We start from the raw sequence: 20390 nt of genomic DNA, 5'->3' as shown, positions 1-20390 counted from the left end.
GTTACCGGGTCAAGCAGACCACAAGGGGATGATACACATGGATAAACTGAACTTATCAAAGCACATTTCCAGCCAGTTTAACGAAGAACTGGAGCAGATCCGTAACCATGTGATGTCAATGGGTGGTCTGATTGAGCGGCAGTTATTTGATGCGCTGAACGCCATCGCCAATGGCGACAGCGACCTGGCGCAGGAAGTGATGGCCAACGATTTGAAAGTGGATGACTGGGAAATTCAGATTGACAAAGAATGTACCCGGATGATTGCGAAACGCCAGCCGGCGGCCAGTGATCTGCGTTTAATTATGTCGATTTTAAAAAGCATCTCTGATCTGGAGCGGATCGGCGATGAAACCAAACGTATTGCTAAGGTTGCCTTAGAATCCTTTAACAGCGATCAGCAGGATCTGCTGGTAAATCTGGAAAATATGGGGCGCCATGTTGGGCAGATGTTACACGATGTGCTGGATGCCTTCGCCCGGATGGACGTGGAAGCGGCGTTAGCGGTGCACAAGGAAGATAAGAAAATTGACCGCGAATATGAGGCTATCACCCGGCAGCTGATGACCTATATGATTGAAGATCCGCGCTCAATTCCAAAAGTGATGAACGTATTGTGGTCAGCACGCTCGCTGGAGCGGATCGGTGATCGCTGCAAGAACTTAGCTGAATACATTATCTTCTTTGTTAAAGGTAAGGTAGTGCGTCATGTCAGCCACGAGAAGCTTGAAGAGCAACTACGCGGTGATTAATTAAAGTACTCTAAGCTTTGACGAGTTGGCTTATCTTAAATGCCAGCTCGTCATAGTAAACTGCCCCGGCTAATGCGGATCATCTGGATCTGGCCGGTTTGCGCTGCTATCGTCATGGCGGCGGCCAAATAATAGACCTCCATTACGGGTAGCCCACTCACTGTACTTGCGATGAACCCCCCGGCGCAGTGCCGAGCTGGAGTTCTCCAGTATATCAATACCAATCAGCATCACCACCGACAGCACTGACAGCTTAATGGCCGCAACGTCTTGCCCGATGCCAATACAAACTCCGATCGCTGCTAACATCCAGATAGTGGCAGCAGAGGTGACGCCTAACACCATACCATCCCGTGTTAGCATCACGCCGGCCCCCAAAAAGCCAACTCCGGTAATTACCTGGCCAATTATCCGGGATGGATCGGTCATTTCGGTATTGGTCGACATCGAGGCGGCGATAAACACATAAGTGCCCAGTACAATAAGGATGGAGGTGCGGATCCCGGCAGGTTTGCCGCGCAGTTGCCGCTCCAGTCCAATCACGAAACCACAGGCAATAGCAGTAAGGATCTCCTGCCAGCGAAAAGGGCTAATATCAAAAAGTTGATGTAGGTCGATCATCTGCTCGTTCCCTTGTCTTAGGCCAGCTCAAGCTTAGTCTGTCACCTTGGTTTTTGCTGCCCTGCTCAGTTAGTATCCGATATTGTTGTTTGTGCTGGCGCCAGAAAATAGTGCTCAGCTGATGAATATTCAAAAAAATAGCGTCTAAAGTTATAAAGTAAAAGGCTTTTTTTCGATACCCCTAATATTTCAGAGATATTTCATTCTTATTACAGTGGGCTTTGAGTATAATGCGCGGCGAAACACAACCTTGCAAAACGTGGTTCCCGCTAACTGAAAAGCTCCTGTCTGAGCAAGAGACTTTCAGTTGTCTGGTACTGTTCAGGGCATAATTTATGAATTATTCGTTTTTTGATTTCCTGCAACTTATTGGTTCGTTAGGGATTTTTATCTTCGGCATGAAGATTTTCAGCGAAGGCTTGCAGAAAATCGCCGGTAATCGTTTAAAAGGAATTTTAAGTGGTATGACCCGCACCCGCCTGACCGGCGTGGTAACAGGTTTTGCTACGACCGCTATTACACAATCCTCTACCACCACCACCGTAATGGCGGTGACCTTTGTTAACGCCGGTTTACTGACCTTTGTGCAGTCTACAGGTGTAATAATGGGAGCCAATATCGGTACTACTATTACCGCCTGGATGGTGGCGCTATTTGGCTTTAAATTTAAAATTACGACCATAGCAGTAGCGGTAATCGGTGTCTTTTTCGCTTTTTTGTTCTCGAAAAATAACCGTTTACGTAATATCGCTGAAGCGATGGTCGGTTTTGGTATTCTGTTTATCGGCCTGGATTTTATTAAGGGTGCAGTGCCGGATATTAACAGTAACCCGCAAATTTTTGCCTTTTTAGATGCCTTTACCAACTACGGCTACTGGTCATTGATCTTGTTTGTTTTGGTAGGTACTGTTCTGACACTGTTAACCCAGTCCTCCTCTGCAGCAACGGCAATTACGCTGGTGATGGTTTTTGAAGGCTGGATTTCCTTCCCGATCGCGGCGGCGATGATTTTGGGTGAGAATATCGGCACTACCGTTACCGCTAATATCGCGGCTCTGGTCGGAAACGTGCACGCAAAACGGGCAGCCCGCTTCCACTTCTTCTTTAATGTGGTCGGTGTGCTATGGATGATGGCACTGATTTATCCGGTATTGCATGCGATTGATTTTACTGTACAGTACTTTACCGAAAATCCAGTGTCCTTGATGGCTGGTAGTCCGGAAAGTCGTGCTAATGCGACGCTTGGCCTGTCATTATTCCATACCTCCTTTAATGTGCTGAATGTCATTATCCTGTTTGCCTTTATTCCGTATCTGGTGCGCTTTGTTGAGTATATCCAGCCGGATCGGGGCGGCAAGGATGAAGAGTTTCACCTGCAATATATCAGTGCCGGTGTGATGACTTCGCCAGGCCTGGCCATTACTCAGGCACAAAAAGAGATCCAGCAGTTTGCTGCGGTGATTGACAAGATGCACGACTCGGTGACTGAGTTGCTGTTTGATCCCACTGCCGACAAGCCGAAACTGATCGAAAAAGTGCGCAAATATGAAGATGCCACTGACGTACTGGAAATTGAGATTTCGGATTATTTAGTGCGGGTCAGTGAGCATACTAACCTGGAACACTGGATGACCGAGCGCATTCGCTTTATGCAGACGGCGATAAATGATATGGAGCGGGTAGCCGATATCTATTATCAGGTAGCGAAACTCTGCGAGCGGATGGTTGAAACCGAATCGGTATGGCCTGAAGCAGCGACGGCTGAAATGCAGCAGATGATGCAGGCATTAAAAGCTGCCATCACCACGATGCAGGATAATGTGGCCAGAGATCCGGCCGCAGTTAGCATGAAAGACGCTCTGCTACGTGAAGATGCTATTGATAAGTACCGCGACCAGTTCCGCGATAATCATTACCTGCGGCTGGAGCAGGGCGATTATGCACCGCGGGCCGGCGTGATCTTTATCGATATGCTAAACCGGCTGGAGCGGATCGGTGACCATATTCTGAATGTTAACGAGTCAGCTTCTGGCCGTCGTTTAAAGGCCTTACGGATTGAAGGCGCTGCGCCGCTAAAAAGCTAAGCCTGGTTCTCAGCAATGCATCCTCACAGGAGCGCCTTAGGGCGCTTCTGTTATTTCAGCTGCCCGTCGTTACTCCACGTTGTACCTGATTCCTCTTGCCTCTGTTGGCTAATTGCCGTATTTTAATCGCAATAATCTCTGAATTAGCAACTTACTAATCGGAATATCGCATGAAACGCCTGCCTAGTATTAAACAGCTGCAGTATTTGCTGGCACTGCATGAGCATCAGCATTTTGGCCGTGCTGCCGACGCCTGCTATATCGGACAGTCCACCTTAAGTGCTGCTATTGCTAACTTGGAAGAAACCATGGATGCGCAATTGCTGGAGCGGGACCATAAAACCTTTATTTTTACCCCGCTGGGTGAGGATGTGGTGCGTCAGGCGCGGCATATTATCGAGCAGTGCGAAGAGCTGGCAGATTTTGCCCGCTCTCAGGGTAAGCCGATGACCGGACCGTTCCGGCTGGGGTGTATCCCGACTATCGCGCCCTTTGTGCTGGGCGAAGTGATGACGCTGTGTCGCGAGCGCTATCCCCAGCTGCAGCTGTTACTGCGCGAGGATACCTCGGATAATTCCTTGCATGCGTTAAGTGAAGGCCGGCTGGATATGGTGCTATTAGCGCTGCCGTATGAAACCGGTGCCCTGCATACTGAAGTACTGGCACAGGATCAGTTTAATCTGGTACTACACCGTGACTGGCAGGACCGTGGCTTTAATCAGGATATTAACCAGTGGCCGGATGAAAGTATTTTCCTGCTGGAGCGTGAACACTGTTTAACCGGGCATGCGGTAAAGGCCTGTGAGCTGGAAGATAGCCGCAAGGTGAATCCGTTCTTTGCCACCAGCCTGCATACGCTGACCCAGATGGTGAATAACAAACTTGGCGTCACCTTTATGCCACAGATGGCGATTAACAGTGGTGTACTGGAAGGCACCGAACTGATTAGTCAGCCGGCCGCAACCGGCAATGCCTACCGTGATATTGGCGTAGCCTGGCGACCGACCTCCAGTAAGGCGCGCAGTTACCAGCTAATGACAGCCCTGATCGCCGAAGTGCTGCAAAGCAAATGCCGCGAAGGCAAGTAAACAAGCAGCAAACGTCAACATGCCCTAAGCTTAAACCTCGGCCGGCATAACGCAAAAACGCGCTGCCGCACGGTAATTCTGCTACCATAGCGCCCGCCGGATTGGCCGGTAAAGCCAGAGAGTGCATTATGTTAGTTAAAGACTTTAGTTTTGAGCTGCCCGAGCAGCTCATTGCCAGTGAACCCCAAGCCGAACGTTCTGCCAGCCGCCTGCTCTGTATGAATAAGCACAGCGGGGCGCTGTCACATCACATTTTTAAAGATATTCTGGCGCTGCTAAACCCGGGCGATCTGCTGGTGTTTAATAATACCCGCGTGATCCCGGCGCGACTGTTTGGCCAGAAAGCCTCGGGTGGCAAGGTGGAAGTTTTAGTTGAGCGGATGTTGTCTGGTCCACGTTTTCTGGCGCATATCCGCGCCAGCAAGGCGCCCAAAGTTGGCACTGAGCTGATACTGGAAAATGACGCCCGGGTAACGATGGTGGCGCGGCATGACAGTTTGTTTGAACTGGAATACCAGTCAGTAGAGCCGGTTTTGACTATGCTGGAGCGGCTGGGTCATATGCCGTTACCGCCTTATATTGCGCGACCGGATACCGAAGCGGATAAGGCACGCTATCAAACGGTATATAACCAAAAGCCCGGTGCTGTGGCGGCGCCGACTGCCGGGTTACATTTTGACGAGCCGCTGCTGGCAGCGTTACAGCAAAAAGGTATCGAATTTGCGTACGTGACCTTGCACGTCGGGGCTGGCACCTTTCAACCGGTGCGGGTTGATAGCGTGACCGAGCATAAGATGCACAGCGAATATTTTGAGGTTGAGCAGCAGGTGGTGGATGCCATTGCTGCCTGTAAGGCTCGTGGTAACCGGGTGGTGGCAGTCGGCACCACTTCAGTACGCTCGCTGGAGTCAGCAGCGATGCAACATGGCGGCATCCTCGCCCCTTATAGCGGCGATACCGCGATCTTTATCTACCCCGGCTATCAGTTTAAGGTGGTGGATGCGTTAATCACCAATTTCCACCTGCCGGAATCAACGCTGATTATGCTGGTCTCTGCATTTAGCCAGCGCGAACATATTATGGCGGCTTATCAGACGGCGATCGCCGAGCGGTATCGCTTTTACTCCTATGGCGATGCCATGTTTATCAGTTAGCACGCGTCTTCTGGTATACTGCAACACCGGGCGGTGGCGTTGTGCTGCCGGCCCTAACAGAGTAGCTAAGGCCGGACTGTTTTTCCGGCCAGAAGAGGTTAGAACGTGAAATTTGAACTGCTGGCAACTGATGGCAAAGCCCGTCGCGGCCAATTGATTTTTGAGCGGGGTGTGGTGGATACGCCGGCCTTTATGCCGGTAGGGACCTACGGCACCGTAAAAGGTATGACGCCGGAAGAGCTGGATGCGACCGGCGCCCAAATCTGTCTGGGCAACACCTTCCATCTGATGCTGCGTCCGGGTACCGAGATTATCCGTAAGCACGGCGATCTGCATGACTTTATGCACTGGCATAAGCCTATCCTGACCGATTCGGGCGGTTTTCAGGTATTTAGCCTGGGCGAGCTGAGAAAAATTACCGAAGAGGGTGTGAAGTTCCGCTCACCGCTTAACGGCGAAAAAATTATGCTGACGCCGGAGCGCTCAATGGAAGTGCAGCGCGCGCTTGGCTCCGATATCGTGATGATTTTTGATGAATGCACACCCTATCCGGCGACTGAGCCGCAGGCGCGTAAGTCGATGGAGTTATCATTACGCTGGGCCAAACGCTCGAAAGACGCGCATGGCGATAACCCGTCAGCCTTGTTTGGTATTATTCAGGGTGGCATGTATCCACACCTGCGTGATATTTCGCTGCAAGGTCTGGAAGAGATTGGCTTTGATGGCTACGCCATTGGTGGCCTGTCAGTAGGTGAGCCGAAAGCCGATATGATCAATATCCTGAATCACACTACCGATAAGATGCCGGCGCATAAGCCACGCTATCTGATGGGCGTGGGTAAGCCGGAGGATATTGTTGAGGCGGTACGCCGCGGCGTGGACATGTTTGATTGTGTGATGCCAACCCGTAATGCCCGCAACGGCCATCTGTTTGTGTCTGACGGTGTGGTCAAGATCCGTAACGCCAAGCACAAGGACGATACGGCGCCTCTGGATAAAGAATGTGATTGCTACACTTGTAAAAATTATTCCCGTGCATATTTACACCATCTGGACCGTTGTAACGAGATCCTGGGCGCGCGGCTGAATACCATCCATAACCTGCACCATTATCAGAAGCTGATGCAGGGATTGCGGGCAGCTATTGCCGCTGGTAAGTTGGACGACTTTGTGGCAGATTTCTATGCCAAACGCGGCCTGCCGGTGCCGGCACTGGCCGACGAAACAAACCAATAACGCATTACAATACTAAGGGGATACAAATGAGTTTATTTATTAGCCAGGCTTATGCTGACACTGCTGCCGCACCTCAGGGTGGTGGCTGGGATCTGATCATTATGCTGCTGGCCTTTGGTCTGATTTTTTATTTCCTGATTTACCGGCCACAAGCCAAGCGGGTAAAGGAACATCGTAACCTGATGTCTGCTTTGGGCAAAGGTGATGAAGTGCTGACGCAGGGTGGTTTAGTCGGCCGTATTACCAAGATTGCCGAAGACAAGGATTTTATCGCCATTGCGCTGAATGACAGCACTGAAGTGACAGTGCAAAAGTCAGCGGTAGCGGCGGTATTACCCAAAGGCACCTTAAAGTCACTGTAAGACAGCACTGCAGCCACTGCCCGGCACTGGCTGCAGCGCTGAGTTGCGCTTCGGATAGATAAGGAATTTTTAGTGTTAAACCAAAACCCGCTCTGGCGGTACCTCCTGGTCGCAGGGGTGCTGCTGTTGGCACTGGTGTATGCCATGCCAAACTTATACCCGGAAGATCCGGCGCTGAATATTAATGCGACCCGTGGTGGTGCCGTTTCAGAAACCACCCGGCAGCAGTTAGAGCAATCTTTTGTAAGTGCAGGCATTACGCCCAAAGCTGTGACCCTGGAAGCCGGGCAGGTATTGGTCCGTTTTGCCAGCGCGGAAGATCAGTTGCGCGCCCGTCAGGTTGCCACTGAGCTACTGGGCAATGTTAATTATGTGACGGCGTTAAACCTGGTGCCGACTACGCCGGATTGGCTGGCTGCTATCGGTGCCAGCCCGATGAAGCTGGGTCTGGACTTACGCGGTGGTGTGCATTTCCTGATGGCAGTCGATATGAAGGCCGCGCTGGACAAGAATATCAACGATCTGACGCAGGCGTTTCGTGCCGATTTACGTGAGGCCCGGGTGCGTTATCGCTCGGTCACCGCTGACACTGAACGGGGTCAGGTACAAATTCTGCTGCGCTCGGCCGAAGATGTTGCCGCTGCCCGCGCAGCATTGGCGCGTCTGGATCGCGAGTATGTGTTTACCGATGGTGCGGCTGAGTTTAGCCTGAATGTGAGCCTGAGTGAAAACCGCATCCGTGAAATCCGCGAATACGCGCTGAATCAGAATATTACTATTATCCGCAACCGGGTAAATGAAATCGGTGTGGCCGAGCCGCTGGTACAGCGTCAGGGTGCCGATCGTATTATCGTGCAGCTACCCGGCGTACAAGACCCGGCGCAAGCGAAAGAAATTCTGGGGGCAACCGCTACGCTGGAGTTTCGCTTAGTGGATGACCAGGGCGATTTAGCCGCAGCGCTAAATGGCCGCCTGCCACCAGGCTCAAGCCTGTATTACGATCGCAATGGTCAGCCATATTTGCTGGAAAACCGCATTATGCTTACCGGCGAGCATATCACTAACGCCAGTTCCAGTTACGACGAATATGGTCAGCCGCAGGTCAATATTTCACTGGATGCCCAGGGCGGTAACCAGCTGTCGCAAGCGACCCGTGATTCGATTGGCCGGCGTATGGCCACAGTCTTTATCGAATATAAGCCGGGTGAAGAGCTGCAGGCAGACGGCACCCCGGTGCTGATCAAGCAGGAAGAAGTGATTAACGCGGCGACTATTCAGGCCCGCCTGGGTCGTAGTTTCCGTATTACCGGTATTGGTAATCCGGCCGAAGCACAGAATCTGGCACTGTTACTACGCGCCGGTGCGCTGATTGCACCAACCCAGATTATTGAAGAACGCACCATAGGTCCAAGCCTGGGGCAGGAAAATATCGATCTGGGTATGACCGCCATTATGTGGGGTATGGTGGTCGTGTTAGTGTTTATGGTGATCTACTACAAGGTGTTTGGTCTGATTGCCAACGTCGCACTGGTTGCGAATCTGGTGTTAATCGTTGGTATTATGTCGATGATCCCAGGGGCCACGCTAACCTTACCGGGTATGGCAGGTATCGTATTAACAGTGGGGATGGCGGTTGATGCCAACGTGCTAATTTTTGAGCGGATCCGGGAAGAGCTGGCAGAAGGCCGCTCGGTGCAGCAGGCGATCCATCAGGGTTACGACCGGGCCTTCGCGACTATCGCTGACTCTAACATTACCACCTTACTGGTCGCGCTGATCCTGTTCGGTATCGGTACCGGCCCGGTGAAAGGTTTTGCTATTACGCTGGCCATCGGTATTTTAACCTCAATCTTCACCGCTGTAGTGGGTACCCGCTTACTGGTGAATCTGTTCTGGGGCGGCCGTCGTGTACAGTCGTTGCCGATGTAAGGAGGCACAGTGAGAATTTTCCGTTTCCAACAAGCGATCAACTTTATGCGTTTTAAATGGCCGGCATTAATGCTGTCGGCCTTGCTGGTACTGGGGTCACTCGGTTTACTGGCAGTAAAAGGCATTAACTGGGGGCTGGACTTTACCGGTGGTACCGTGATTGAAGCGGGCTTTAGCCAAAGCGCCGATCTGAGCCAGATCCGCACTGTGCTGGCTGAAAGTGGCTATCCGGATGCGGTGGTGCAGTACTTTGGTTCCAGCCAGGATGTGGCGATCCGTATCGCCCCCCGGGACGGTGTAGAACAAAGCCGGATCTCAAACGAGATTATGGCTGCGTTGGCGAAAACCAGTGACAGCCAGATTGAGATGCGCCGGATTGAGTTTGTTGGTCCTTCGGTCGGTGCTGAACTGCGCGAGCAGGGTGGCCTGGCGATGCTGGTCGCCTTACTGGGTATTTTGTTGTACGTCGGTATGCGCTTTGAGTGGCGCTTATCTCTGGGCGCAGTACTGGCGCTGGGCCACGATGTGATCATTACCCTGGGTCTGTTCTCGTTATTACAACTGGAATTTGACCTGACGGTACTGGCGGCGATTCTGGCGCTGATCGGTTACTCGATTAACGATACCATAGTGGTATTTGACCGCATTCGTGAGAGTTTCCGTAAACTACGCGACTCCACACCGGAAGAAACCGTGAATGATGCTGTCACCTCAACCCTAAACCGGACGGTGGTCACCTCCTTAACGACCATTATTGTATTAATAGTACTGTTCACTATGGGCGGTGCGTTAATTCATAATTTCGCGACTGCTCTGTTATTCGGTATTGCGATTGGTACTTATTCGTCGATTTTCGTTGCCAGCGGTATCGCTGTGCAACTGGGGCTGAATCGCGAAGATATGCTACCGCCTCCGCCGCCGGAAAAAGAAGGCGAGGGTACTGAGCCGCTAATGTAATTTGTCACGAGTTGTGCTAAAAATGCCAGTCAATGACTGGCATTTTTTATGGAGTAAGGCGTGAGTAAACAACATGCACCAGGTTTTCTGGCCTTAGTTGAAGCGGCCAAAGCACAGATCAAAGAGATCAGCATTGACGAGCTGTTACAACATCGCGAGCCTTATGTGTTACTGGATATTCGCGAAGATCACGAATGGCAGCAAGGCCACTTGCCAGAAGCGATGCATCTGGGTAAGGGTATTATTGAACGCGATATCGAGCAGACGGTAGCGGATAAAAAACAGAAGATCGTGCTGTACTGCGGCGGTGGCTATCGCTCGGCCTTATCAGCACAAACCTTGCAGCAAATGGGTTATCAGCAGGTGTTAAGCTTAGCTGGCGGCTACCGCGAGTGGTGTGAACGCCAGCTGCCGCTGGTCAAGCCGCAGTAGGCTCCGGCGGCACTCTGGCCTGACACGCGCCCTAGGGCGCGCTCAGTGCATTTTGCCAGCTGCGCATATCCATACCACTGGGATGCTGATATACCTGTAAGCCAAACTCCGGCAGGATCGCCAGCAGGTGGTCAAAAATATCCGACTGAATACCCTCGTAATTGACCCAGGCCGTAGTATTGGTAAAGCAGTAGATCTCCAGCGGCAAGCCATCGGCAGAGGGTGCCAGTTGTCGCACCATCTGAATCATACCCTGATGTATACCGGCATGGCTTTGCAGGTAGCGCAGCACATAAGCGCGGAACGTGCCCAGATTGGTAATGCGGCGGGTATTCACCGGTTCCTGACCTTGCTCTGCCAGTTGCTGGTTCCAGGCGCGGATTTCGGCTTCTTTTTCGTCCAGATATTGCTTCAGTAAACGAAAGCGTTTCAGGCGGTTAATCTCATCAGCCGTTAAAAAGCGCACACTTTGCTGATCCAGTTGCACGCTGCGTTTAATCCGCCGGCCGCCGGACTGTTGCATACCGCGCCAGTTTTTAAAAGGGTCCGTCATAAAGCGGCGGGTTGGAATGGTGGTAATGGTTCTGTCCCAGTTCTGGATTTTAACGGTATGCAATGCGATATCGATAACGTCACCATCGGCGTTCAACTGCGGCATTTCTACCCAGTCACCGACCCGGATCACATCGTTGGAGGAGATCTGCACGCTGGCAACCAGCGAAAGCAGAGTGTCCTGAAAGATCAGCATCAATACTGCTGCCATGGCACCCAGCCCGGAGAGCAGTATTAACGGTGAGCGATCAAACAGTGCGGCAATCATCAGGATCACCGCCACCGCATAGATCACAATCTTCAGCAGTTGGATATAACCCTTAATCGGTTTGCTTTTGGCATCTTCGCGCCTTGAGTACAGGCTATTGACCAGCGTCAGCAGCTTACTCAGTGCCATGGCGATGGTTAGCACGACAAAAGCATTGGTAACATTGACCACCACCTGCACCAGCAGCGTCGGTAATAGCGGGATCTTATGAATTAAGGTGGAGATCACCAGCGCCGGTACCACATTGGCCAGGCGGCTGATAAAGCTAAAATCCAGACCACGTTGTTCGCACTGGGACTTTTGCAAGCCTAACAGTTTGAACACGGAGCGCAGTAAAATATGCTTAACAATAAAATTAGCCAGCCATGACAGGCTAAGTAAAATAACCAGCCCCAGCCACATGGCAAGCTGGCCATGCGCCGCCGACCAGCTATCTAGCAGCGCCATTTGCTCTTGCATCTATTCCTCCTGATGTGACGAAACTGCCAGCGTCAACACGACAATAAAGCCTGAGTGTGCCAAGGGCGTGTTGACGTTTGCTTCTTGTTTTTGCAGCCGTTTGGCTGGTGTTTATACAAGGCAGAGCTTGTGATGTGTAGTTATTCTACATGAACAAGCGATAACGTAGTAGAAACGCCAGCCAAACGCTGCCCGAAGGGTTCGCACTGGCGACGCTTTGCTCTTTGTCACTCGTCACTTATTTAGAATAACTAAACTGCGCTCCTCGTTTCGCGATCAAAGCGCCGCCAGTGCGAACAAAATCTAAGCAGCAAACGTCAACACGCCCTAAAATGGCGGCTAAAAAAAATCCGGCCTGAGCCGGATTTTCCAAATCAATACGGGCGCTTATTACTTGGCCAGGGTCTCTGACAGATGTGGACGCATGCCTTTAACCATGGCCTGCAGCACTTTCGGGCTGGCAGCGACGATATTGCCGCTCTTCATATGGTTATTACCACCGGCAAAGTCACATACCATACCACCGGCTTCACGCACAATCAGTTCACCGGCAGCGATATCCCATGGCTTTAAGCCGATTTCCCAGAAGCCATCAAAGCGACCCGCTGCAACATAGGCTAAATCCAGTGCGGCCGAGCCGGTACGGCGCATATCGGCGCAATCGGCAAAGAAGCTGTTAAAGATTTTGCTGTAGCTGTCTAAATGGTGTTTGGCTTTAAACGGAAAACCGGTGGCCAGGATAGTGCCTTCCAAATCCGGTAAATTATTAACCCGGATGCGGGTACCATTTAACTGGGCGCCACGGCCACGTGAAGCAGTAAATAGCTCGCCGCGCAGTGGATCGAAGATCACTGCCTGGTCTAATTTACCCTGATGTTTTAAGGCGATAGAGACCGCAAAATGCGGGATGCCTTTGATAAAGTTGGTGGTGCCATCCAGCGGATCAATAATCCATTGGAATTCGCTGTCATTATTACCGTAATCGCCATGCTCTTCGCCAACAATACCGTGGGTTGGGAAGGATTTCTTTAATACAGCAACGATGGCCTGTTCAGCTTCACGATCAACGTTGGTGACGAAGTCGTTAGTGCCTTTCTGTAGTTTCTGAACCATGTCCAGCTGGCCACAGGCCCGGGCGATAACATTACCTGCGCTGCGCGCAGCACGGATTGCGATGTTTAACATCGGATGCATAGCGATTACCTTATTTGTAAAGAGCTGTATAAAGAACAATCAAAAGAGCGGCGCGTATTGTAGCGGCTACAGCAAAAAAGTAAAGCTAAAAGCAAGGTCTGCGTCGCACTAACAGATATTTTTACGGGCGCTAATTTATTCAGAGCCAATTCAGTTTCGCTGGTCAGAATAAGCTAAAGTAGCAATAGTCAACCCGCCCGAATGGATGAGCCCAACCATGATCAAAAAAATTACCCTACTGCTGGCCGTCAGTGCCATGCTCAGTTTAACCGCCTGTGGTGCTTTACATACCTCAGTCGCGAAACGTAACCTTGATGTGCAAACCAAGATGAGTTCCTCAATTTTCCTCGAGCCGGTAGAGCCGGAGCAACGCACCGTCTTTGTTGATATCCGCAATACCTCGGATAAACCGGAATTTGATTTACGTTCACAGGTGGTTGCCAGCCTGCGCAGCCGGGGTTATCAGGTGATTGACAGTCCGTCACGGGCGCACTACTGGCTACAAGCCAATGTGCTACAGGTCGGGCGTAGTAATGCCCGGGAAACGCAGGGCGCGTTAGCTGCCGGACCTGGCGCTGTTGGTGGCGCGGTAACAGGGGCGGTGATCCATCGCTCTACCGGTGGCTCTGTAGGGGGTACAGCTGGTGCCGCGGTAGCCGGTGCGGCGGTGGGCACCATAGTGGATGCGATGGTGCAGGACGTGTACTACAGCGTGATCACTGATATCCAGATTATGGAGCGCTTTGATGGCAAGGTGCAGGAGCGCTCTGAGCATACGTTATTACAAGGTGATAGTGGCAGTACCCGCAGTACTTTTTCCCAACAAACCAATATGCGTAAATACCAGACCCGGGTGGTCAGCTCAGCCAATCAGGCTAACCTGAAGTGGGAAGAGGCCGCGCCGTTGTTAACCGACGGTCTGGCGCGCGCCCTGGCTGGATTGTTCTAAATGCGTTTGCTGGTACTGCTTCTACCAGCAATGTGGCTGCTTACTGGTTGTACGGCCATGCATACCTCGATCAGCAAGGGGAAGCTGGACGTACAGATGCGGATGAGTCAGACCATCTATCTGGACCCGGTGGAGCCAGAACAGCGCACGGTGTTTCTCGATATCCGGCAAACCGCCGCCGAGTACCAGCAGCCTTTGATGCGCGATGTGGCAGCCTTATTGACCGAGCGCGGCTATCAGCTGGTAAATTCTCCGGCGGCCGCTCAGTACTGGTTGCAGGTAAATATCCGCACTGTGCTGAATCAGCCGCCACAACAGGTGTTGCGAGAGCAGTATGCGATGACTGAGCAAGAAATTGCAGCCTTTATGCATCCGGGGATGGCGCCGCCAGAGCCAAAAGCGCCGCGGCAGCGCGGTGTGACTCCGGCGGTGATTTATGCTGATACCCAGTTGGGTTCTGATGTCAGTGGCCGAGATGTAGTGCGGGTACTGGCGGCAGTCGCTGTGATTGCCGGTGCTGAATACGTCGGTAATCAAATGGTCAAAGATAAGTACTATACCCTGTTGGCGGATATTCAGGTGGCAGAGCGTCTGGATCCATCGGCACCGGCGTTAGTGTTGGAGCAAAGCGAACATCGGTTAGTACAGGGCGATAGCGGCGAGCTAGAGCAGATGTGGGAAAATATGACAGATCGGCGTAAATACCAGGTCAAATTGCTCGGTTTTGCCAATAAGGCTAATCTGACCTGGCAGGAAGCGGAACCGTCTTTACATCAGGGCTTACTCCGTTCGTTATCCGGGATCTTTTAAATGAGCCAGTATTGGCGGCAGGCCAGCACTGAGCCGGTGAGGTTGTCCGACTGGCAGCCCGACTGGCCAACGCAGGCTGCTGCCGAGGCAGCGTGGTTAAAACAACGCTGGCCACAGTTTTTTTCCGGCCGCATCGAGCACTTTGGCAGTACTGCCATCCCGGGGATGCCGGCCAAACCCATTATCGATCTGTTAGTGGAAGTCGCGAGTCTGGCGCAGATCCGCGACCAGGCCGCGCCACTGATGGCGGCAGAGGGCTATCAGCTCTTTTGGCGGCCGAAGATCAAAGGCGAGCAGCAGATTGATTACCTCTGGTTTATTAAACGTAACGCTGATGGTCAGCGCAGCCATCATCTGCATATGCTAACGCCAGACTCGGAGCATTGGCAGAAGCTGGCATTTTGCCGCTATCTGCAGCAGCATCCGGATGAAGCGGCACGCTATGCCGAGCTTAAGCGCACTGCCGCGCAGCGTTTTGCCAACGACCGTCTGGCTTATAATAGAGCGAAAGAGGATTTTATCCGGCAATTGAGCGCCCGCATTGCTACCTCGCCATAAAAATGTCATTAATAGCGCGTTAAATAGGGCTTAGTTACGCACCCCGGACCTGCTATGAAAACCCTGTATTTTTTACGCCATGCCACCGCCGAAGTGATCCGCCCCGGCCAGCTGGATATTGATCGCTGTTTAATTGAAAAAGGCCGGCTGCAGGCACGCAAGGTGGCTAACTTTATGTTGAAGTACGACCTGACACCGCAGTTGGTGCTAAGCAGCCCTTACCCCAGAGCCAGCCAAACGGCGGCCATTGTCAGTAAGGTGGCCCGGTTACCGCAGGCAGAGGAACTGGATTGGCTGGCACTGGAAACGCCGACCAATCAGGCGCTAACCGCACTGCGGCAGGCCAGTGTTGCCTGGCCGCAGCAAGTGTTGTTAGTTGGCCATGAACCGGACTTCTCGGCGTTAATCAGTGCTTTGCTTGGCGCTGAGCAACCACTGCTAAAGGTACGCAAGGCCTCGTTAAGCTGCATTAGCCTGCAGCAGGACAGCGCCTGCTTGCAGTGGTCGATCCCGGTACGGTTAATGACCTAACTCTGCGAACTTTGTTTGCCTTCACTGTTGTTGTCGACTTTTGTGTTACACTCAACGGCATGACGTCGTTGAGAAAAAGACTATGCACGAGCGGGTTGAGCAGGAGTTACCGATCAGTCGGCGTTTGAATGCCAGAGTATTAGGCTCTGATGAGCAAACTTTAGTGCTGGTGCATGGTTTTGGTTGTGATCAGCAAATCTGGCAGAAGCTAATCCCGCTATTACAGTTGTTGCCAGTTAAGCTGGTGTTGCTTGATTTGCCAGGTTGTGGCAACAGCCGGGTAAGTGAAGAAGCGATCCCGGAATATCCTACGTTACAGGCCTTTGCTGATGATCTGCTGGCTTTGCTGGCTGAGCTGGAGTTGTCAGCAGTGACACTGTTGGCGCACTCGATTGGCTGTGCTATCGGGATGCTGGCGGCTATTCAGGCGCCACAGCGTTTTAGTCGTATTCTGGCGATTACACCCTCGGCGCGCTATCAAAATGCAGCGCCGGATTATATCGGTGGTTTTGAGGCGGCGGATATTGAACAGCTGCTACAGCTAATGGAGCAAAATCAGTTTGGCTGGGCTGGGCTGTTAGCGCCGCAGGTGTTGGCACAAACTGAACCCAGCGCCGTGACTGAGCAGCTTACCCAGAGTTTCCTGCACAACAATCCGGCATTTAGCCGGCATTTTGCCCGCCTGGTATTTTATGCTGATATTCGGGCCAGTTTGCCATTAGTGCCGGTACCGGTCAGTATTTTCTATACTCAGGCCGATATGATTGTGCCGCAGCAGGCGATTGACTATTTAGTCGCGCATTTGCCGCAGGCTCGTGCTGTGCCTCTGGCGGCCCGCGGTCATTATCCGCAGCTGACACACCCGGATTTAGTCGCGCAGCAACTGATGCGGGAGCTCGGTTATGGCCTTGTTTGAATTAGATCAGCTGCCGTGCGGTATTCTGACCTTATCGGCCAGACAAAAAATTCTTGCGATCAATTTACCGCTCCGCAGTTGGCTGGGGTATTCCGAGCAGTTTTTATTACAGCAGGATATCTACCAGTTATTGCCACCGGCCAGCCGGGTGCTGTTTCTGGCGCATGTGCTGCCGGCCATTCAGCAATACGGTAAGCTGAGTGCCTGCTACCTGCATTTTCGCAAACAAAACGGCCATCAGTTAGAGATGTTGGTCAGCGGCCGGGCTTTGACGGAAGTCGGTGGTGAGTCGGGCTATCAGCTGGCGTTATTACCGGTGCCGCGTAAAACCAGCAGCTGAATTGCAGTGACAGAGACAGCAAGAAAAATGGCCGCAATTGCGGCCATTTTTATATCTAAACCCGGGCTTAGTGGCGGAAATGCCGTACGCCGGTGAACACCATCGCCATGCCGTGCTCGTCGGCGGCGGCAATCACTTCCGCATCGCGCATTGAGCCACCGGGCTGAATCACTGCGGTAATACCGGCAGCGGCAGCGGCATCAATACCGTCACGGAACGGGAAGAAGGCATCTGAAGCCATCACTGACCCTTTTACTTCCAATTTCTCGTCTGCCGCTTTAATGCCAGCAATTTTTGCGCTGTAAACGCGGCTCATCTGGCCGGCGCCGACACCAATGGTCATGCTGTCTTTCACATAAACAATGGCATTGGATTTGACAAACTTCGCGACCTTCCAGCAGAACAGCAGATCTTTTAGCTCTTGCGCTGTCGGTTGCCGTTTGGTCACCACTTTCAGATCCGACTCAGTGATGCGGTGCTGATCGCGATCTTGCAGTAAAATACCGCCATTAACCTGTTTAATATCCAGCGCCGGTGCCGCAGCGGCAAAGTCGCCACACACCAGTAAGCGCACATTCGGCTTGCTACCTACTACGGCAACGGCTTCAGCGCTGGCGCCTGGGGCAATAATCACTTCGACAAACTGACGGCTAACAATCTCTTGGGCGGTAGTTGCATCCAGCTCACGGTTAAAGGCAATAATACCACCGAAAGCCGAGGTCGGATCCGTGCTGTAAGCGCGGTTATAGGCATCCAGAATGTGCTCGCCAATCGCCACACCACAAGGGTTAGCGTGTTTGACAATGACACAGGCCGGCTCGGCAAACTCTTTGACACACTCCAGCGCTGCATCGGTATCCGCAATATTATTGTAAGACAGCGCCTTACCCTGCAGCTGCGTCGCGGTAGAGACTGAGGCCTCAGTGGCGTTGGTATCAACATAGAACGCGGCTTGCTGATGGCTGTTTTCGCCGTAACGTAAGTCCTGCTTTTTCACAAACTGGCTGTTAAAGGTGCGTGGGAAACGGCTGGCGGCTTCTTCGCTGCCATAAGCCGGTAACATGGCACCAAAGTAATTGGCAATCATGCCATCGTACTGTGCCGTATGTTCAAAGGCGCTGATCGCCAGGCTAAAACGGGTTTCTAAGGTGGTAGCGCCATTATTAGCGTTAAGCTCAGCCAGTACTTTCGGATAATCACTGGCATTGACGATAATGGTAACGTCCTGATGGTTTTTCGCGGCGGCACGCACCATAGTCGGGCCACCGATATCGATATTTTCTACCGCATCGGTTAAGGTGCAGCCAGGTTTAGCGACCGTATTGGCAAAGGGATACAGGTTAACCACCACCAGATCAATAGCGCCAATATGGTTGGCTACCATTACCGCTTCGTCGGTGCCGCGGCGCGCCAGAATACCGCCGTGAATTTTCGGGTGCAGGGTCTTTACCCGGCCATCCATAATTTCCGGATGACCGGTGTAGTCTGATACTTCAATCACGGCGATACCTTGCTCGGCCAACAGTTTGGCGGTACCACCGGTAGACAGGATCTCAACCTGCATTGCGGCCAGGGCTTTGGCAAATTCTACAATACCGGTTTTATCAGATACGCTTAATAAAGCGCGGCGCACAGGGCGAAGTGTATTCATCAGCGGGTTCTCTTTGTCACGGTTGTCGTCACGGTTGTCACAGAAACGAATGCTTGCTATTGCTTGCTTCAGGCTGGCTGCAGCTGCCAGCCTGTTATTTTGTCACTCAAGTTTAGCCAATAAAAAAGCACCCGAAGGTGCTTTTAGCGGGGCCGACCCCGCGTGGCATTATGACATGCCGTATTGTTTTAACTTTTTGCGCAGCGTGCCGCGGTTGATACCCATCAGGTTAGCGGCACGGGTTTGGTTGCCGCGGGTATACTTCATTACTTCTTCCAGTAATGGCCGCTCTAATTCAGATAATACCAGCTCGTACAGATCGTTAACGTCCTGGCCGTTTAACTGTTGCAGGTAGTTGGCAACAGCTTTTTGGACGGCACTGGATAAGGCCTGTGGCTTTTCCTGAGACTGAACGTGGGCGTTAGTGATAAATGGCGAAGTAACGTTCGAATTAAACATTGCTTTTCTCTTTTACGTTAGGTTGCTGCTAGTTTATGAAAATAGCTATTTAAGGCATCCAGCTGCACATTGGCATGCTCAATACCGTTGAATTCACTACGAAATAACCCGTCTGGATCATGCTCTGCCAGGTACCAGCCCACATGTTTGCGGGCGATACGGGCACCGGCATAGTCACCATATAACTGGTGCAAGCCCTGCACATGTTCCAGCATGATTTGCTGCACTTCGCTAACCGAAGGCGCAGCCAGTTTCTCCCCTGTTGCCAGATAGTGCACCACTTCCCGGAAAATCCATGGCCGACCCTGGGCCGCGCGACCAATCATAATGGCGTCGGCGCCGGTGTAGTCGAGCACGAATTGCGCTTTTTCCGGTGAGGTGATATCACCATTGGCGATGACCGGTATCTTCACCTGCTGCTTAATCGCAGCAATAGTATCGTACTCGGCTTCTCCTTTATACATACAGGCTTTGGTGCGGCCATGCACCGCCAGTGCCTGAATGCCGTTATCCTCGGCAATGCGGGCAATTTGCACGCCATTGCGATGTTCCGGGTCCCAGCCAGTGCGGATCTTCAGTGTTACCGGTACCTTAACGGCCTGTACCACTGCCCGCACGATTTGCTCTACCAGCTCCGGGTATTGCAACAGGGCTGAGCCTGCCAGCTTTTTATTCACCTTTTTCGCCGGGCAACCCATATTAATGTCGATAATATCGGCGCCGATGTCGACGTTATACTGCGCGGCGGCAGCCATTTGTTCCGGATCGCTGCCGGCAATTTGCACCGAGCGAATGCCAGACTCCTGGCGATGGCCCATCCGATTTTGTGACTTTTCGCTTTGCCAGACCTGCGGATTGCTCGACAGCATCTCTGACACAGCTAAAGCCGCACCAAAACGGCGGCAGAGTTCACGAAAAGTGTGATCGGTTACCCCAGCCATCGGAGCGCAGATCACCTGATTCGCTAACTGATATGGACCTATGCGCACCACTGATTCCAAGGCTCTGTCCTCAAGGGGCGCTAAGTTTACGGATTTTTACCACTAAAGCAAAGGCTGTTTTTTAAACAATTTTTGCTTTTTTTTGCCG

The 20390-nt window shown here is 52.1% G+C and carries 21 protein-coding genes; 15 read left to right on the top strand and 6 right to left on the bottom strand.

Annotated features, from left to right (window positions below; all coding sequences use genetic code 11):
• The first annotated feature begins 37 nt into the window (after positions 1–37).
• Positions 38–751: a phosphate signaling complex protein PhoU gene (gene phoU, locus A9165_RS01150; RefSeq protein ID WP_008607029.1), complete on the top strand. Its 714-nt coding sequence runs from the start codon at positions 38–40 to the stop codon at positions 749–751.
• 69 nt (positions 752–820) lie between these two features.
• On the opposite strand, the gene A9165_RS01145 is transcribed toward phoU, so the two are convergent.
• Entirely contained in the window at positions 821–1372 is a 552-nt protein-coding gene (locus A9165_RS01145; RefSeq protein WP_008607030.1) for an MgtC/SapB family protein, read from the bottom strand.
• 335 nt (positions 1373–1707) lie between these two features.
• Between A9165_RS01145 and A9165_RS01140 the strand changes: the two genes are divergently transcribed.
• The 8 genes from A9165_RS01140 to A9165_RS01105 all read left to right on the top strand — a co-directional run bounded on the left by A9165_RS01140 (position 1708) and on the right by A9165_RS01105 (position 10614).
• Positions 1708–3456, top strand: a complete 1749-nt coding sequence (locus tag A9165_RS01140; RefSeq protein ID WP_008607031.1) for a Na/Pi cotransporter family protein — start codon at positions 1708–1710, stop codon at positions 3454–3456.
• A gap of 170 nt (positions 3457–3626) precedes the next feature.
• Positions 3627–4544, top strand: coding sequence for a hydrogen peroxide-inducible genes activator (locus A9165_RS01135; protein WP_008607034.1), 918 nt, complete (start codon positions 3627–3629; stop codon positions 4542–4544).
• Positions 4545–4672: 128 nt separating this feature from the next.
• Positions 4673–5698, top strand: coding sequence for a tRNA preQ1(34) S-adenosylmethionine ribosyltransferase-isomerase QueA (queA, locus tag A9165_RS01130; RefSeq protein ID WP_008951188.1), 1026 nt, complete (start codon positions 4673–4675; stop codon positions 5696–5698).
• A gap of 105 nt (positions 5699–5803) precedes the next feature.
• Entirely contained in the window at positions 5804–6934 is a 1131-nt protein-coding gene (tgt, locus tag A9165_RS01125; protein ID WP_008951189.1) for a tRNA guanosine(34) transglycosylase Tgt, read from the top strand.
• Positions 6935–6960: 26 nt separating this feature from the next.
• Positions 6961–7296: a preprotein translocase subunit YajC gene (yajC, locus tag A9165_RS01120; RefSeq protein ID WP_008607039.1), complete on the top strand. Its 336-nt coding sequence runs from the start codon at positions 6961–6963 to the stop codon at positions 7294–7296.
• Positions 7297–7368: 72 nt separating this feature from the next.
• Positions 7369–9225 carry a protein translocase subunit SecD gene (secD, locus tag A9165_RS01115; protein WP_065954619.1) on the top strand — a complete coding sequence of 619 codons (1857 nt, stop codon included), beginning with the start codon at positions 7369–7371 and terminating at the stop codon, positions 9223–9225.
• Between the two features lie 9 nt (positions 9226–9234).
• Positions 9235–10182, top strand: coding sequence for a protein translocase subunit SecF (gene secF, locus A9165_RS01110; protein WP_065954618.1), 948 nt, complete (start codon positions 9235–9237; stop codon positions 10180–10182).
• Positions 10183–10242: 60 nt separating this feature from the next.
• A complete protein-coding gene (locus A9165_RS01105; RefSeq protein ID WP_008951192.1) occupies positions 10243–10614 on the top strand; it encodes a rhodanese-like domain-containing protein in 372 nt (123 codons plus the stop codon).
• A 31-nt stretch (positions 10615–10645) separates the two neighbouring features.
• Here A9165_RS01105 and A9165_RS01100 read toward each other — a convergent pair whose 3' ends face one another.
• Complete coding sequence (locus A9165_RS01100; protein WP_065954617.1) at positions 10646–11893, bottom strand: mechanosensitive ion channel family protein; 1248 nt, start codon at positions 11891–11893, stop codon at positions 10646–10648.
• A gap of 390 nt (positions 11894–12283) precedes the next feature.
• The gene (gene suhB / locus A9165_RS01095; RefSeq protein WP_008951194.1) at positions 12284–13087 is read right to left on the bottom strand and encodes an inositol-1-monophosphatase; all 804 of its coding nucleotides are present in this window, start codon (positions 13085–13087) and stop codon (positions 12284–12286) included.
• A 217-nt stretch (positions 13088–13304) separates the two neighbouring features.
• Here suhB and A9165_RS01090 point away from each other — a divergent pair, with 217 nt between their 5' ends.
• From A9165_RS01090 to A9165_RS01065, 6 genes are all read left to right on the top strand, one after another.
• Complete coding sequence (locus A9165_RS01090; RefSeq protein ID WP_008607044.1) at positions 13305–14036, top strand: complement resistance protein TraT; 732 nt, start codon at positions 13305–13307, stop codon at positions 14034–14036.
• Positions 14037–14846, top strand: coding sequence for a complement resistance protein TraT (gene traT / locus A9165_RS01085; protein WP_065954616.1), 810 nt, complete (start codon positions 14037–14039; stop codon positions 14844–14846).
• Positions 14847–15404, top strand: coding sequence for a GrpB family protein (locus A9165_RS01080; RefSeq protein ID WP_065954615.1), 558 nt, complete (start codon positions 14847–14849; stop codon positions 15402–15404). It begins immediately after the preceding gene.
• A gap of 54 nt (positions 15405–15458) precedes the next feature.
• Complete coding sequence (locus A9165_RS01075; protein WP_065954614.1) at positions 15459–15935, top strand: histidine phosphatase family protein; 477 nt, start codon at positions 15459–15461, stop codon at positions 15933–15935.
• An 82-nt stretch (positions 15936–16017) separates the two neighbouring features.
• Complete coding sequence (locus A9165_RS01070) at positions 16018–16851, top strand: alpha/beta fold hydrolase (RefSeq protein WP_065954613.1); 834 nt, start codon at positions 16018–16020, stop codon at positions 16849–16851.
• Positions 16838–17191 (top strand): PAS domain-containing protein, encoded by a 354-nt coding sequence (locus A9165_RS01065; RefSeq protein ID WP_065954612.1) that lies wholly within the window; start codon positions 16838–16840, stop codon positions 17189–17191. The genes A9165_RS01070 and A9165_RS01065 overlap by 14 nt, the downstream gene beginning before the upstream one ends.
• A gap of 67 nt (positions 17192–17258) precedes the next feature.
• Here A9165_RS01065 and purH read toward each other — a convergent pair whose 3' ends face one another.
• The 3 genes from purH to dusB all read right to left on the bottom strand — a co-directional run bounded on the left by purH (position 17259) and on the right by dusB (position 20290).
• Complete coding sequence (gene purH / locus A9165_RS01060) at positions 17259–18842, bottom strand: bifunctional phosphoribosylaminoimidazolecarboxamide formyltransferase/IMP cyclohydrolase (RefSeq protein WP_065954611.1); 1584 nt, start codon at positions 18840–18842, stop codon at positions 17259–17261.
• A 168-nt stretch (positions 18843–19010) separates the two neighbouring features.
• The gene (fis, locus tag A9165_RS01055; protein ID WP_008607059.1) at positions 19011–19301 is read right to left on the bottom strand and encodes a DNA-binding transcriptional regulator Fis; all 291 of its coding nucleotides are present in this window, start codon (positions 19299–19301) and stop codon (positions 19011–19013) included.
• A gap of 17 nt (positions 19302–19318) precedes the next feature.
• Positions 19319–20290: a tRNA dihydrouridine synthase DusB gene (gene dusB, locus A9165_RS01050; RefSeq protein ID WP_008984489.1), complete on the bottom strand. Its 972-nt coding sequence runs from the start codon at positions 20288–20290 to the stop codon at positions 19319–19321.
• Between the last annotated feature and the right edge of the window lie 100 nt (positions 20291–20390).

The organism is Alishewanella sp. HH-ZS (genome assembly GCF_001704375.1).
GTDB classification, from domain to species: Bacteria; Pseudomonadota; Gammaproteobacteria; order Enterobacterales; family Alteromonadaceae; genus Alishewanella; species Alishewanella aestuarii.
The sequence above is the reverse complement of the archived record's forward strand: the minus strand, read 5'-3'. Positions and strand labels throughout refer to the sequence as shown.

What these genes read in the sequence shown, in the direction of transcription:
- A9165_RS01135 (WP_008607034.1), top strand. Translation starts at nt 3,627, where the DNA reads ATGAAACGCCTGCCTAGTATTAAACAGCTGCAGTATTTGCTGGCACTG.
- A9165_RS01145 (WP_008607030.1), bottom strand. Translation starts at nt 1,372, where the DNA reads ATGATCGACCTACATCAACTTTTTGATATTAGCCCTTTTCGCTGGCAG.
- A9165_RS01070 (WP_065954613.1), top strand. Translation starts at nt 16,018, where the DNA reads ATGCACGAGCGGGTTGAGCAGGAGTTACCGATCAGTCGGCGTTTGAAT.
- purH (WP_065954611.1), bottom strand. Translation starts at nt 18,842, where the DNA reads ATGAATACACTTCGCCCTGTGCGCCGCGCTTTATTAAGCGTATCTGAT.
- A9165_RS01140 (WP_008607031.1), top strand. Translation starts at nt 1,708, where the DNA reads ATGAATTATTCGTTTTTTGATTTCCTGCAACTTATTGGTTCGTTAGGG.
- phoU (WP_008607029.1), top strand. Translation starts at nt 38, where the DNA reads ATGGATAAACTGAACTTATCAAAGCACATTTCCAGCCAGTTTAACGAA.
- suhB (WP_008951194.1), bottom strand. Translation starts at nt 13,087, where the DNA reads ATGCATCCGATGTTAAACATCGCAATCCGTGCTGCGCGCAGCGCAGGT.
- A9165_RS01100 (WP_065954617.1), bottom strand. Translation starts at nt 11,893, where the DNA reads ATGCAAGAGCAAATGGCGCTGCTAGATAGCTGGTCGGCGGCGCATGGC.
- A9165_RS01090 (WP_008607044.1), top strand. Translation starts at nt 13,305, where the DNA reads ATGATCAAAAAAATTACCCTACTGCTGGCCGTCAGTGCCATGCTCAGT.
- yajC (WP_008607039.1), top strand. Translation starts at nt 6,961, where the DNA reads ATGAGTTTATTTATTAGCCAGGCTTATGCTGACACTGCTGCCGCACCT.
- traT (WP_065954616.1), top strand. Translation starts at nt 14,037, where the DNA reads ATGCGTTTGCTGGTACTGCTTCTACCAGCAATGTGGCTGCTTACTGGT.
- A9165_RS01080 (WP_065954615.1), top strand. Translation starts at nt 14,847, where the DNA reads ATGAGCCAGTATTGGCGGCAGGCCAGCACTGAGCCGGTGAGGTTGTCC.
- fis (WP_008607059.1), bottom strand. Translation starts at nt 19,301, where the DNA reads ATGTTTAATTCGAACGTTACTTCGCCATTTATCACTAACGCCCACGTT.
- A9165_RS01065 (WP_065954612.1), top strand. Translation starts at nt 16,838, where the DNA reads ATGGCCTTGTTTGAATTAGATCAGCTGCCGTGCGGTATTCTGACCTTA.
- A9165_RS01075 (WP_065954614.1), top strand. Translation starts at nt 15,459, where the DNA reads ATGAAAACCCTGTATTTTTTACGCCATGCCACCGCCGAAGTGATCCGC.
- queA (WP_008951188.1), top strand. Translation starts at nt 4,673, where the DNA reads ATGTTAGTTAAAGACTTTAGTTTTGAGCTGCCCGAGCAGCTCATTGCC.